This window comes from Advenella faeciporci, from assembly GCF_014652395.1.
Taxonomy (GTDB): domain Bacteria; phylum Pseudomonadota; class Gammaproteobacteria; order Burkholderiales; family Burkholderiaceae_B; genus Advenella; species Advenella faeciporci.
The window spans coordinates 1-13,785 of the sequence record NZ_BMYS01000006.1 but is presented as its reverse complement, the minus strand read 5'-3'; the positions used below and the strand labels follow the sequence as shown (position 1 = coordinate 13,785).

Genomic DNA, 13,785 nt, shown 5'->3' with positions numbered 1-13,785 from the left:
GCTTGACAATAGTCAAAAATCAAAAGAATCAAAATATAAATTAATAAAGTTTAATTTTGAATTAATATTTACCCTTCGTCATAATTTGAAATCATGGAAATGCCTTGATGTTCCACCTTGTTGGAATTTCATGAATAAATATATTTTAAATTTAAATATTTTTGTTGTGTTGTTGAATTGATACACATCAGCATCCACAGAATATATTCAGTTAATAACGATCTTGTTTTCGCTGATGATTTTGCCCCAGTGATCCCGGTCATTCTGTAGCTGTGTGTTCAGCATTTCAGGGCCACCCGCTTTTTCAATCTGGCCATTCTCTGTCAAGATTCGCTGAAAGGCTTCCGTTTTGACTGTCTTTATGGCCGCAGCGGCTATATCTTCTATGTCTTTTTTGGGAGTGCCTTTTGGTGCAAGCAGACCGGTCCAATAGGACGTTTTCAGTTCCGGATAACCCAGTTCTGTAATGGATGGAATATCAGGCAGGGTGGGGTCACGTTGATCGGTCGTTAGGGTCAGGATTTTCAGCTCTTTCGAGTTCTGGATCATTGGAATGGGGGTGGCATAGTTCATGTCACCACGGCCTGCCATCAGGTCCAGGAGGGCTGAGTGATTATTTTTGTAGGCAACTGCTGTCAAGGGGACATCGAATGTCTTGGAAACGAGCAGGCCAAATAAATCAGTCACGCTGCCAGGACCCAGCGTGCCATACAGCAGTGGCTGGTTTTTCTGTTTGGCATAGGTAATCAGCTCATCAATAGAATTGATGCCCATGGCGGTTGGAACAGTAATGGTTAAGGGGCCGTCAAACAGCATGGCAACAGAATCAAAATGGTCGAAGTTGTATGCCAGGGCAGGGCGCAGCATAATGTTCAGGGATACCGGGCCAGTACCACCTAAAAACAGGGTGGTTCCATCCGGGCGCGCGCGGGCAACATAAGAAGCTCCAATAATGCCGTTGGCACCGGGTTTGTTTTCTACAATGATGTGCCGGTTTAGTTCCTTACCCATTCCTTCAGCCAGCAGACGGGCAAAGTTGTCATTGGTGCCACCAGCAGAATAAGGGACAACGATGGTAATGGGTCTGTTGTTGTCTTGTGCATAAGCGGGTTGGGCCATGGCAATCATGGTTCCCATGACAGCGGTGATAAAACTGCGGCGGCTAATCTTGCGCATTGGTGCTCCTCCAAGAATTATTGTGCAATTTGGCGACAAATTTTTTTTATTTGTCTATGTTTTATTTGAGGAAACAATCATATATTTGATTTGGATCAATTATTATCCTGCAGGATTGCAGAACTGTTTTACTTGTTGGCAAGTAGTTCTGTGGATAGGCAGTGTTTTTGTTCTGCTTCAGCTTTTTGAAAGCCTGCAATTATCTGTAAAATAGCTGTATTTATAAAAGCTTGATTTAAGCATTGCAAGACAGGTTTGTGATAGGTCAATTCCGGTATCTTTCCTATCTCGCTTAGAGATACTTGGGTGATTAGAAAGCCCATGCAAACTAATGATAAGAAAGAAATTCGGGATGATACTGTGTGATGGAGTAATTGGATCATCGTATCCAATCAAAATCCTGAAGCGTGCCCGCTTTAAAGCGTTTTGTTGAAAGCATCGCCTGTTCAGGCAGGTGATTAACGAATTTGAACTGTTCAACAAGCCGGTTCGCATGCGTCTTGCGGTATTCTTGCATGGCATGACCGGCCTTGCCCGCTCAGGGCCTGACTTAAGCTTGCTTGTGCTGTTTGATGCGATAACTGAGCTGTGGGCGTGTCATGCCCAGCATGCGTGCCGCAGCAGCAAGATTGCCATTGTTGCGTTGTACGGCTGTTTGCAATAATTTGCTTTCTAATGACATCAGCGACAGGTTTTTTTGTTGCATCATGTCAAGGCAGTTTTCTATTTCATCTGGTTGGGTGGATGGGGTTGGGACAAGTTTGCCCTTGGCGTCAATGGAGCAGCCAACTTCTTCACTCCATTGCGGAAACAAGGTTTCGGCATCAATTAACTCATTGTTTGCGACCAGAATGAGGCTGCGTTGTATCAGGTTTTCAAGTTCACGAACGTTGCCGGGCCAATGGTAGTGGCGCAGGGCCGCCAATGCACGGTCACTCAGGCCAGCGACCCGCTTGCCATGCACAGTGGCATATTTCTGTAATAAATAATTGGCCAGCAGTTCAATATCGTCAGGACGTTCACGCAAGGCAGGGATATGTACAGGGTAAACATTCAGGCGATAAAACAGGTCGCGACGAAAGCGCCCCTCTTCGACCGCCTTTTCCAGGTTCACGTTGGTGGCGGCAACCACCCGGACATCGACTTTTTGGGTTTCGGTGCTGCCCAGCCGCTCGATTTCACCCGTTTGCAGTACCCGTAATAATTTGGCCTGGGCGTCCATGGGCAATTCGCCAAGTTCATCAAGCATCAGTGTGCCGCCATGTGCCCGTTCGAAGCGGCCGATACGGGTCGTGCTGGAACCGGTATAAGCGCCTTTTTCAGCGCCAAACAATTCGCTTTCGATCAGGTCTGTCGGCAGCGCAGCACAATTGATGGCAATAAAGGATTTGCTGGCACGTGGGCTCATGGCGTGCAGGGCGCGGGCGAATCTTTCCTTGCCAACACCGGTTTCTCCGGTAAGAACGACAGAGGCTTGGGTTGGAGCGACTTTTTCCAGCAGTTCCATCGTCCGTTTGAAAGCGGGAGATTTGCCTAGCAGGAAACCCTGTTCATCAGCCGGTTGCAGGTGCGTTTTCAAGACCTCAATCTGGGCGTGCAGCTCGTTCAGTTGCAGCAGCATGGAGTCGGGGGCATAATCGGTCTCCATATTCTTGCCATCGGGCCATTCATGTAGCAGACGCCCTTCAACCAGACAGGAGGCATGGCCACAAGCGACGCATTGGGTTTCCTTAAACAGGATTTTGCGTTGAAAAAAATGGCACGCATCATGAGCCGACGGGTTCGGGTTGGGCCAATAGCGGTGATCAGCTCATGACGCAACGAATTGAGGGAAGCGGCATGAATCAGCAGCATTCGTTGATCGGCTAGCCAGATCCGTCCGTCCTCGGAGGAAAAGTGCAGCAGTTTGCGAAGATCTTCGTCTGATGGAAAGGGAGGAACTTGGGAGAGCATGCAAAATAGTAGATAAAAATAAAAACAGCGTATGGAATCAGCCGGTGCTGGTATAAAAATTGACAAAAAGCAGAAAGAGAACAATACATGATTAATAAATATGTTAAATCGGTCATTTTGGGTGTGACAGGGTCGCTGGCGATGACGGCAGCGGTTGCTGGCGGACATTATGTTCCGGGTGTGGAAGGTATTCGGGGCCCTTCATTACCTCCGGCCGGACTATATTACCTTGGCTATGCCGTTCATTATGATATTGACAACTTCCGTACGCCCGGAACCAAAGACAGGTTACCTGGCAAGAATGATGGCAGCGTGTCAGCTTTGGTCAATCGTCTGGTTTGGGTGACAGAGCAGAAGTTTCTGGGCGCTGATTATGGCATGGAGGCCATTGTTCCCATTATTAATACCAAGCTTGATATTGGCGCGGCGGGTGTGTCCGACAGTCATGCCGGGGTAGGCGATATTTACGTAGGGCCTTTGGTGCTGGGCTGGCATGGCAAGCAATGGGACGCGGTTGCCGCGGCCGGCTTGTGGCTTGATAATGGTAGTACCCGTCATGCGGCATCTCCCGGTCACGGTTACCGAAGCCTGATGCTGACGGCTGGCGGCACTTATCACTTTGATGAGGCAAAAACGGTATCGGCGTCGGCCCTGATGCGTTTTGAACGAAACAGCAAAGATGATAACGGCTTCCGGCTCGGTAACCAGATCACGCTTGAGTGGGGTTTGGGTAAAGACTTCAGTAAAGTACAGGCCGGCCTGGTAGGTTACAGCCAGTGGCAGGTGAGCAATGATAAAGGGTTTGGTGCCACTACGCATCATGCCAGCCGTCATGCCGTGGGTGCCGAGCTGGTTTATCCGGTGCCATCGGCAGGCATGCTGCTGAAAGGCGCTTTCTACAAAGAGGTTTATGCCCGGGCGGGTACGGGGGCGCTGCCTAAAGGTACCTTGTTCCGTCTTTCTTTGGTAAAAGCTTTTTAATTGAATAACATGCTTGTGTCCGGCTATGACAGTGGCACCGGATTATTTTTTTGAAAACGGGACACCCGGTATCGTCATGCAGGTACCGGGTGATGCCGCGATTGATGCCACTATGGGAAACGTGTTTTGCAGTGTCAAAAGAAGAATAAGCGGAATTTTGGCAGGGGCGGCGGCAATGACATGCCGCCGGGCAGGGTTTGTCAGGCAGGGCTTTTCAGGGACGCGTTGTAATGCGCTACATATTCTTCAAACGATTCGGTATCAGATGCTTCAATTTCTTTCTGCCCAAGGATTGAGTCCTGAACCATCGCTTTGAGTTTCTGGTCTGTTTCAACAGAGAGTTCACGCAAGCGCAGCGCATCCGAATGCTCCTGGCTTTTCAGTAGTGTGTAATCTTGCAGGCTTACACCACTTTCCCTGAGTTCATCCAGCAGGCGGGCAGAGGGTGTCAGATTGGGGTTGTCCAGTTTTTGCCGTTGCAATTCAACCGCAGCACTGTATTGCGTTGTACTGTAAGCAATATCCAGTTCTTTGGCGTAAACATGAACCTGATCCAGGATGTCATGCCCCCAGTCGTTGACAGAAATGCTGATGTCTTCTTTATTGAGTGTTAAACCAGGGTCGCGGCCCCGCTTGACGACCTGGGCAAAGTTTTTGTGGCTTTGTGCACAATGACCGTTATTGGGGAATAACGGGCTGTCACTGATGGTACAGAAAAGCAGGAAAGCATCCATGAAATGGCTGGTGGATGCCGAAATGCCGATCGGTTCGAAAGGGTCGATATCAAGACAGCGGATTTCAACATACTGTACGCCGCGATTCATTAAGGCGGTAACCGGACGCTCTGTGCGGGAGGTCGTGCGTTTGGGGCGGATACTGGAGTAGAACTCATTTTCTATTTGCAGTACATTGGTGTTCAGCTGGATCCACTCTCCATCACGGTGAGTGCCAATGGCTTCATATTCTGGCCAAGGCTGGGTAACCGCGTTATACATTTTGCGTATAAAGGAGTCCAGATCGTTATAACATAGTGTCAATGCGGATTGTGCGTCGTTCTGATAACCCAGGTCGCTCATGCGCAGGCTGGTGGCGTAGGGCAAATAGAAAGTATCATGATCAAAGGTTTGCAATTCGTGTGGCATGTCTGCCAGGAACGACTTTGAAACGGCTGGCGAAGCGCCAAACAGATACATCAGAATCCAGGAATAACGGGTAAAATTGCGGATTAAGGCAAGATAGCCATCGGATTGCTGTTCCTGGCGGGTGTCACCCTTGAAGTCCAGTAAAGACCACAATTCGGAAGGCATTGAAAAGTTGTAATGCAGGCCGGCAATACATTGCATTTTCTTGCCGTAGCGTTCGGCCAGCCCCCTGCGGTATACGTGCTTGAGCATGCCGGTATTGGAGGTGCCATACGTTGCAATCGGGATATCTTTTTCGGGTGGCAAAATGGCAGGCATGGATTGCATCCAGAGGCTTTCATTGCGGTTTTGCTGCATGACAAACTGGTGAATTTCGGTGAGTTCCTGTAACAGGGATTCGACCGTTGTATGCGTGCCCGTGATTAGTTCCAGCAAAGCCTCGGAGTAATCGGTTGTAATATGGGGGTGGGTAAGTGCCGAGCCCAAGGCAAGCGGATGGGGCTTGCTGGACAGATGGCCATTCCGGTCTATACGTAAGCCTTCCCGCTCAATGCCACGCATGGTTCGGGTTAATATGTCACGATGTTGTTGTAGTTGAGTGATTCGCTGCACAAAAGATCCTGAATCGTCTGACGAAAGTAAGATTTTAAGGGAGAAGCGGCCTAATAGGTCTGAAAATTATTGTTTAGAATATTTTTATCGTCAAAATGAATCTAATTATCCGTTTGTTACTGCTACTGCCCCTTGTGTTTCTGTGCGCCTGTTCGCCCGAGTATGACTGGCGCAGCGTGAATACCGCAGAAGGAAACCTGACGGCCCTGTTCCCGGCCCGGCCGGTAGAACACACCAGGCAAGTCGAGCTCGATGGTGAAAAAATGCCGTTTACCATGCAGATTGCCACAGTCAGCGATGAAGTGTATGCCATTGGATATCGTGTTTTTCCAGTGGAAATGGTGGCGGAGAAAGCAAAAATCGAGCAAAAAGGCAGGGCGCTCATGGCTTCGGTTTACCAAACCATGGGCGAACCCATGCCGGAACCGGCGCCGGCGTTTGGGGATGTATTCAGTTTTTCCAAAGAGGTCAATGGCAAGGTTTTCAATGTGCATGTCAAAATACTGGCAGCCAATGGCATCATCGTTCAGGCTTATGTTGCGGCAGACAACCAGGCACCGGCCCAACAGGTCAGACAGTTTCTGGATGGGGTGAAAATCAACTAAATGCCTGTCGCGTGCTGTCGAAGATGTTAGAATCATGTTTTAAAGTTTTGCGCCGATTTGCTTGATCTGCTTGCGGGCGCTTCAAAAATCCAGCTAAAGAGGTCCTTATGGCCGAATCTATTCCCGAAAAAAAATTGTCTGAATCCGTTGGTGTTGTGAGTCCGGTTTACCTGGATTTCCAGGAGCCCCTGCCTTTGGCAAGCGGGCAAGTCCTTGAAAACTATACCCTTGCCATTGAAACCTATGGCACCCTCAATGCAGATGCTTCCAATGCCGTGCTGGTGTGTCATGCCCTGAATGCGTCGCACCATGTTGCCGGCGTCTCGGCCAGTGATCCCAATGATATTGGCTGGTGGGACAATATGGTGGGGCCAGGCAAACCGGTAGACACCAATGTTTTCTTTGTCATTGGCATCAATAACCTGGGGTCCTGTTTCGGCTCCTCGGGTCCTGCCTCAATCAATCCACAAACCGGCCGGCCCTGGGGGGCTGCGTTTCCGGTACTTACCGTTGAAGACTGGGTACGGGCGCAGGCCAGGGTGGCCGATCATTTTGGCATCAAACGCTTTGCCGCTGTGATGGGTGGTTCACTGGGCGGCATGCAGGCCTTAAGCTGGGCAATCCAGTGCCCCGAGCGGGTGGCTCATTGCGTGGTCATTGCCAGTACCTGCAGTCTGTCGGCACAGAATATCGCTTTCAATGAAGTGGCCCGGCGCGCCATTATTACCGATCCCGAATTTTACGGTGGTGACTATTACGCCCATAACACCGTTCCCAAACGGGGTTTGTCGGTCGCCCGCATGATTGGTCATATCACGTATTTGTCCGATGATGACATGGCTGAAAAATTTGGCCGTGCCCAGCGCAATCCTACCGAAGACGGCCGATTCCGTTATGGTTACGATGTCGAATTTGAAGTTGAATCTTACCTTCGCTATCAGGGTGAGAAGTTTTCCGGTTATTTTGATGCGAATACTTATTTGCTGATTACCCGGGCACTGGATTATTTTGATCCGGCCCGCCGTCATGGCGGCGACTTAAGCAAGGCACTGGCCAATGTCCAGGCCGACTTTCTCACGGTTTCCTTTACCACAGACTGGCGTTTCCCGCCCGAGCGTTCCCGTGAGCTGGTACGTGCCCTGCTTAAAAACCAAAGCAAAGTCACTTATGCCGAAATTGATGCCCCACACGGACATGATGCCTTTTTGCTGACTGACCCCAGATATCACGCTGTTGTCAGGGCCTATTACGAGCGCATTGTGCGAGCCCTTGACCTGGAGGTAACAGCATGAATAAAAAATCCGTATTAAGGCCAAATCAGGGAAAAATCCGTCCCGACCTGATCCGCATTGCCAGCTGGATCAGGGAAGAAACCCGTGTACTTGACTTGGGTTGTGGTGATGGTGCCTTGCTGGCCCATGTCCAGAATAACAAGGGAGTGACCGGTGTTGGCGTTGAGATTGAGGACGAACATGTCATTACCTGTGTACGCAAAGGGGTAGAGGTCATTCAGCAAAACCTGGAAGATGGCCTGGCCATGTTTGACGACCGGCAGTTTGACACGGTAGTACTGTCACAAACGTTGCAGGCCATGAAAAACACCGAGGATATCCTGCGCGAAATGTCACGGGTGGCGCGTTACGGTATAGTGTCGTTTCCCAACTTCGGGCACTGGACTCATGGCTGGTCCATTCTTAACGGACGCATGCCGGTAACCGGACAAATGCCTTATCAGTGGTATAACACGCCCAATATTCATTTATGCACATTGCATGATTTTGAAGCGCTGGCCGCCCAGCTGGGCATTAAAATACTGGATCGCGCCACGTTTAACGAGGATCGTGAAATTTCTTTCATGCCAAGCTGGCGCAGTACGCTGGCAGTGTATCATTTCGAGTCGGCCCCCCTGGTGAAGGAGTAAGGCGCTGTTTATCAGTCTTTTTTTCCTTTAGCCAAATACATTACCCGGTCAATCAAGGAGCATGCCTATTTTCAACTATATCCAACCCTATCTGAGCCGCCGGGTTTATCCTTTGTTGTTGCTGGGGGTGGCCAGTGGCTTGCCGCTGGCGCTTACCGGCGGAACCCTGCAGGCCTGGGCAACAGTTGAGAATGTATCGCTAAAGGAAATTGGCTTCCTGACTCTGGTGGGGGCGGCTTATACGTTCAAATTTTTGTGGGCACCGTTCATAGACCGTTTTGTGCCCCCTTTTATGGGGCGGCGGCGTGGCTGGATGGCGATTGCGCAAATAGCCCTGGGTATTGCCATTGGGTGCATGAGTCTGTTCAGCCCGTCTGAAAACCTGTTTGTCCTGGCCCTGTTGGCCACGGCGGTGGCATTTTTGTCGGCGACCCAGGATATTGCCTTTGATGCTTACAGTGCCGAAGTGCTCCAGCCTGAAGAACGGGCGGCGGGGGCAGCCATCCGTACCCTGGGCTATCGCATCGGGATGATTGTTTCCGGTGGCCTGGCACTGGTGATTGCTTCGGTCTGGCTGGGTTGGGCCAATATGTATCTGCTTATGGGCCTGCTCATGTTCGGGTTCGCCGTGCTGACCTGGCTGGCCCCCGAACCCGACTCCGCACGCATACAACCCCCACGCAATATTTATGATGCCTTCACGGTGCCATTCAGGGAATTTTTTTCACGCCCTGAAGCCTGGTCCATTCTGGCCCTGATCGTGTTTTATAAACTGGGTGACGCCTTTGCCGGCGCCCTGTCAACCACATTCCTGATTCGTGGGGCCGGTTTTCCGCCCGAGGTGGTGGGTTCGGTGAACAAGATTCTGGCGGTTATTGCCACTATTGCCGGCGCCCTGGTAGGGGGTTCCATCATGGGCAAGCTGGGTCTGTACCGTTCCCTGATGTTTTTTGGGATAATGCAGGCGGTCTCCAACCTGGCGTATTGGGTGGTGGCCATTACGCCGCAAAGTATCCCCGTGATGGCGCTGGCTGTTGGGCTGGAAAACCTGTGTGGTGGCCTGGGAACCGCGGCTTTTGTTGCCCTGTTAATGGCCTTGTGTCACCAGCAGTTCACGGCTACCCAGTTTGCCTTGCTCTCGGCCCTGTCTTCGGTAGGACGGGTGTTTTTGGCCGGGCCGCTAACCCCACCGCTGGTGGAGTCGTTTGGCTGGCCCGGGTTCTTTGTGTTTACGGTATTTATCGCTTTGCCCGGTTTGCTGTTGTTGTGGTACCGGCGCAAGGAGCTGAGCCGGCTGGACCAGCCGCAAACTTAAAGGCTTACGTCATAGTCGATGGTTAATGGTGCGTGGTCCGAGAAACGTTCGTCTTTATAAATAGAGGTGGCGACGGCTTTGTCGGCAATGCCCGGGGTTGCAATTTGATAATCAATCCGCCACCCCACGTTTTTGGCCCAGGCCTGGCCACGGTTGCTCCACCAGGTGTATTGGTCGGGTTCGGGGTTCAGTTTTCTGAACACATCCACAAAACCCCGGCGGTCAAAGACTTCTGAAATCCAGGCACGCTCTTCAGGTGTAAAGCCCGAGTTCTTCAGGTTTCCTTTCCAGTTTTTCAGGTCAATTTCCTTGTGCGCGATATTCCAGTCACCGCAAATGATGTAGTTGTGACCGGTTTTTTCATGGTCTTCCATCATGGCATCAATCCAGGGACCGAATTTATCCAGGAAACGGAATTTGGCCGCTTGCCGTTCTTCGCTGCTGGAGCCTGAAGGCAGGTAAGCGCTTACTACGGTCAGGTTATCCCAGCGTGCACGGATCAGACGGCCTTCTGCATCAAATTCGTCACAGCCCATGCCGGTTGCCACCGGCACATCCTGGCGGGTGTAAATGCCGACACCGCTATAGCCTTTTTTTTCTGCGTGGCAAAAAAAACCGCGGTAATCAAGCGGGTTGCGCAGTTCGTCAACCAGGTCCGGGTCACTGACCTTGATTTCCTGCAGGCAGACAATATCGGCATTATGCTTTTCCAGCCAGGGAATAAGTCCTTTCTTGGCGGCGGAACGAATGCCATTGACATTGATGGAGGTAACGCGTAACAAAATGAATTCCTTTATGAATCAGTGTTTTGAATCTGTGTTTTTAGGGAACACGGCTGCCGTTATTATAAGGGCCCCACCGATGACCATGCGCAGGGTGGGTTCCTCTGCAAACAGTATCCAGGCGACAACGATAGCATATACCGGTTCAAGAGCAATAATCAGTCCTGTTGTGCGGGCGGTTAAAGCGCGCAGGCTGAATACGAACAGGTAATGGGACAGGGCCGTGCAGAAAATGCCAAGAACCGCCAGCCAGCCATAATCTTTGGGCGCCAGCATGCCGATATCGCCAAAAACAAAGGGCAGGGTAAGTGCCGCAACCAGCAGGTTTTGCCAGAAAGCCACTTGCACCGGGTCCAGGTTGACGGCACTTTTACGGTTGATGACAGCCAGCACGGCAAAGGAAAGGCCGGAAACAACTCCCCATGCCAGGCCAATGGTAGAGGCACTGGCGGGATCGGCCGAAGGGGTTACCAGCAAGAGTCCAAGCAGTACCAGCAGCAGTAAAAAGCTTTCCCTTTTGCCAATCGTTTCTTTCAGGAAGATACACTCAAGCAGGGTAATGAATGCCGGAAAGCTGGCAAAACCCAGGGTGGCCAAGGCTACCCCGCCAGTCTTGATGGCAATGAAAAAAGTCACCCAGTGAATGGTTAGCGACAGGCCTGCCATGAACAGCGTTCTGAGCGTGCGCCGGTTAATGTTCCTGGTAACCGAGATGCGCAGGAAAAATGCCACCAGAGCCAGGGTCAGGGCGGCAAACAAGGCCCGTCCAAAGGTAATTAGGGTGGGGGTACCGTCTATCAGGGCACCCAGCACACCGGTCAGGCCGAATAAAAATGCGGCAAAGTGGGCAGCGGCAAGACCCAGGCGTTGGGGAATCATAGGTAAATGTTCAATACATAAAAACAAACCGTCATTGTCTGTATGACGGTTTGTTTTGGCAAGGGCTATTGGCGTTTAGCCAAATTTAAAGCTGGTGGCAGTAATACCACCAAATGCGTTTGTTTCATGATAAACACAGGTGGCGGCATCATCACCGGCCGAACCAACCGCCACCATTAATGGAACCAGGTGGTCTTCCTGCGCATGGGCCAGGCGGGCGGCGGGGGCTTGTTCCCATTGCTCCATGGCACGGCTGCGTGCTTCCCGGGTTTTGCCCAGAATGGCGTCCTGTAACCACTGATCAAACTTTGCCGAGGGGGCTGAACCGGCCGGGCCCAACAGGCGCAGGTTATGGTAGCTTAAGCCGCTGCCTATAATCAGGACCCCTTCATCGCGCAAGGCGGCCAGTGCCTGACCCATGCGGATATGATAAGCCGGGTCATAATTGCGGTTAATAGAGACCTGCACCACCGGAATGTCGGCCTCGGGAAATGAAACGGCCAAAGGCACGAACGCACCATGGTCAAAACCGCGATCCAGGTCAATGCGGGTTTCAAAGCCGGCATCAGTCAACATGCCTTGTACCCGGGCGGCTAAAGCCGGGTCACCAGGAGCATTGTAGTGAACATGATAAGTATGTTCGGGGAAGCCGTAATAATCATAAAGCATGCCCGGCTTTTCACTGCCCATGATCAGGATTTCACTGCCAATCCAGTGGGCGGAAACCATCAGGATGGCTTTGGGTTTTTCCGGCAGCTCGGCAGGCAGTCGCTCAAGAGATTCACGCAATGCCTTGTATTGCTCATCCCATTCCCGGATATAAGGCCAGGGACCGCCACCGTGCGAGATAAAATAGCAGGGCATTTTCATATGAATTCCTTAAAGAGAAATAGTTGGCAGCCGGACGTTTTTTGTGGGTCTTTCATGAGGCTGAATTGTTTGTGGCAATAAAAATCCGGCTCCGTATTGGAGTGCTTGCTGATTCAGTCAAGACATTCTAATCAGGATTCAGGCGGAAAGAAACCGGTTTGGTGCAAATATACTGTTCCATTATTGGAATAATAGGAGCGTTGATCTTTGGCTGTGCCCTTACCCGTTTGCCGCCATCATTCGGTTAACCGGTCTGGGTTTCCTTGAACATGCCCGGATCGTGCATGGATGGGTGGATTATTTTCTTTTCGGAAAAAATAGCCAAATAAAAGTGGAGGACCCGTATGAATATTGCTAAGATGACAGAATTATTTTATTCATCAGTTTTTGTGCAAGGTTAATTATGTCATCTCGGAATCGTCTTGATTTTGTTCGTTTTTCATTGGGTCAGGGTGTTTTGAAATTTGGCCAGTTTAAAGTCAAGTCTGGTCGCCTCAGTCCTTATTTTTTCAATGCCGGCCTGTTTGATTCAGGAAAATCGGTAGGTGAACTGGCCCGGTTCTATGCCCAGGCACTGGTTGATTCCGGAGTCGAGTTTGATATGTTGTTTGGCCCAGCTTATAAGGGCATTTCTCTGGCAACGGCAACTTCTATCGCCCTGGCCAATCATCCTGGCTTGAACGGGCGTGATGTCCCATTTGCCTTTAACCGCAAAGAAGCCAAGGATCATGGTGAGGGCGGGGTATTGGTGGGTGCGCCGCTGCAGGGCAAAGTGGTTATTATTGACGACGTGATTACCGCAGGTACGTCGGTGCGCGAATCGGTGGACATTATTCGCAAGGCTGGCGCAACCCCCGCCGCGGTGCTTATTGCGTTGGATCGCATGGAACGCGCCGGCCCTGATGAAGCCCTGTCTGCCCACTCTGCCGTACAGGATGTTTCGCAAACCTATGGTATTCCTGTAGTTAGCATTGCTTCTTTAAACGATATCATGCAATTGTTGAATGAAGACCCGCAGTTTGCCGAACACAAGGATGCGGTGGCTGCCTATCGCGCAAAATATGGCGTGTAACTAACTTGCTGCTTTGAGGAGGCATCTTGTGGCTTAGGGCAACCACCCTCTGGTTTGGGGAGGCATCTCGTGGTTCCAGCAACCACCCTCTGGTTTGGGGAGGCATCTCGTGGTTCCAGCAACCACCCCGTCAGGCTTCGCCTGCCACCCCTCCACGGGAGGGGAATTGTTTGAATTCTTTGTCATGATTAAAAAGGTTTAGAAAATTCCCCTCCCGTGGAGGGGTGGCGCGAAGCGCCGGGGTGGTTGCTGGAACCACGATGTAATTCTTCGAAGCGGAGGATTTCTTGTTCCCACGCTCTGCGTGGGAACAAGAACAAGAAGACAAGGACAAGAAGTTTAGCGCATTAACTCGTTCCCATGCTCTGAACTGACCCCCAAAAGTTGGACACCCATTCAACTTTTAGGGGTTTTTCAATGGAAAAATATGATGTGCAATTCAAAGTCAAATTAGTAAAGGAGTATCTGTTCGGCGAT

General features: G+C 50.9%; 14 protein-coding genes and 1 riboswitch. Of the genes, 6 read left to right on the top strand and 8 right to left on the bottom strand.

The window, feature by feature from the left end:
• Positions 1-207: 207 nt before the first annotated feature.
• From IE074_RS05825 to IE074_RS15105, 4 genes are all read right to left on the bottom strand, one after another.
• Positions 208-1,176, bottom strand: a complete 969-nt coding sequence (locus tag IE074_RS05825; protein WP_189384500.1) for a Bug family tripartite tricarboxylate transporter substrate binding protein — start codon at positions 1,174-1,176, stop codon at positions 208-210.
• Between the two features lie 379 nt (positions 1,177-1,555).
• Positions 1,556-1,693: a hypothetical protein gene (locus IE074_RS05820; protein WP_189384499.1), complete on the bottom strand. Its 138-nt coding sequence runs from the start codon at positions 1,691-1,693 to the stop codon at positions 1,556-1,558.
• 33 nt (positions 1,694-1,726) lie between these two features.
• A complete protein-coding gene (locus tag IE074_RS05815; RefSeq protein ID WP_308429749.1) occupies positions 1,727-2,824 on the bottom strand; it encodes a sigma-54 interaction domain-containing protein in 1,098 nt (365 codons plus the stop codon).
• Complete coding sequence (locus IE074_RS15105; RefSeq protein ID WP_308429748.1) at positions 2,782-3,129, bottom strand: XylR N-terminal domain-containing protein; 348 nt, start codon at positions 3,127-3,129, stop codon at positions 2,782-2,784. The genes IE074_RS05815 and IE074_RS15105 overlap by 43 nt, the downstream gene beginning before the upstream one ends.
• A gap of 87 nt (positions 3,130-3,216) precedes the next feature.
• On the opposite strand from IE074_RS15105, the gene IE074_RS05810 reads away from it, so the two are divergent.
• Complete coding sequence (locus IE074_RS05810) at positions 3,217-4,110, top strand: SphA family protein (protein WP_189384498.1); 894 nt, start codon at positions 3,217-3,219, stop codon at positions 4,108-4,110.
• Between the two features lie 200 nt (positions 4,111-4,310).
• On the opposite strand, the gene gshA is transcribed toward IE074_RS05810, so the two are convergent.
• The gene (gene gshA / locus IE074_RS05805) at positions 4,311-5,864 is read right to left on the bottom strand and encodes a glutamate--cysteine ligase (RefSeq protein WP_189384497.1); all 1,554 of its coding nucleotides are present in this window, start codon (positions 5,862-5,864) and stop codon (positions 4,311-4,313) included.
• A 95-nt stretch (positions 5,865-5,959) separates the two neighbouring features.
• Between gshA and IE074_RS05800 the strand changes: the two genes are divergently transcribed.
• The 4 genes from IE074_RS05800 to IE074_RS05785 all read left to right on the top strand — a co-directional run bounded on the left by IE074_RS05800 (position 5,960) and on the right by IE074_RS05785 (position 9,705).
• The gene (locus IE074_RS05800; protein WP_189384496.1) at positions 5,960-6,469 is read left to right on the top strand and encodes a hypothetical protein; all 510 of its coding nucleotides are present in this window, start codon (positions 5,960-5,962) and stop codon (positions 6,467-6,469) included.
• A gap of 39 nt (positions 6,470-6,508) precedes the next feature.
• A riboswitch (SAM riboswitch) is annotated at positions 6,509-6,587 on the top strand.
• A complete protein-coding gene (metX, locus tag IE074_RS05795; protein WP_189384495.1) occupies positions 6,577-7,761 on the top strand; it encodes a homoserine O-succinyltransferase MetX in 1,185 nt (394 codons plus the stop codon). It overlaps the preceding riboswitch by 11 nt.
• Positions 7,758-8,390 carry a methionine biosynthesis protein MetW gene (gene metW / locus IE074_RS05790; RefSeq protein WP_189384494.1) on the top strand — a complete coding sequence of 211 codons (633 nt, stop codon included), beginning with the start codon at positions 7,758-7,760 and terminating at the stop codon, positions 8,388-8,390. Before metX ends, metW begins: the two co-directional genes overlap by 4 nt.
• 61 nt (positions 8,391-8,451) lie before the next feature.
• The gene (locus IE074_RS05785; protein ID WP_189384493.1) at positions 8,452-9,705 is read left to right on the top strand and encodes an AmpG family muropeptide MFS transporter; all 1,254 of its coding nucleotides are present in this window, start codon (positions 8,452-8,454) and stop codon (positions 9,703-9,705) included.
• On the opposite strand, the gene IE074_RS05780 is transcribed toward IE074_RS05785, so the two are convergent.
• From IE074_RS05780 to IE074_RS05770, 3 genes are all read right to left on the bottom strand, one after another.
• On the bottom strand, positions 9,702-10,487 hold the full coding sequence (locus IE074_RS05780; protein ID WP_189384492.1) for an exodeoxyribonuclease III: 786 nt from the start codon (positions 10,485-10,487) through the stop codon (positions 9,702-9,704). The two genes, IE074_RS05785 and IE074_RS05780, sit on opposite strands and share 4 nt — an antisense overlap.
• Positions 10,488-10,505: 18 nt before the next feature.
• Positions 10,506-11,363: a DMT family transporter gene (locus tag IE074_RS05775; protein ID WP_373297780.1), complete on the bottom strand. Its 858-nt coding sequence runs from the start codon at positions 11,361-11,363 to the stop codon at positions 10,506-10,508.
• A gap of 78 nt (positions 11,364-11,441) precedes the next feature.
• Complete coding sequence (locus IE074_RS05770) at positions 11,442-12,236, bottom strand: DODA-type extradiol aromatic ring-opening family dioxygenase (RefSeq protein WP_189384490.1); 795 nt, start codon at positions 12,234-12,236, stop codon at positions 11,442-11,444.
• 403 nt (positions 12,237-12,639) lie between these two features.
• Here IE074_RS05770 and pyrE point away from each other — a divergent pair, with 403 nt between their 5' ends.
• On the top strand, positions 12,640-13,308 hold the full coding sequence (gene pyrE / locus IE074_RS05765; protein ID WP_189384489.1) for an orotate phosphoribosyltransferase: 669 nt from the start codon (positions 12,640-12,642) through the stop codon (positions 13,306-13,308).
• Positions 13,309-13,785: the final 477 nt, after the last annotated feature.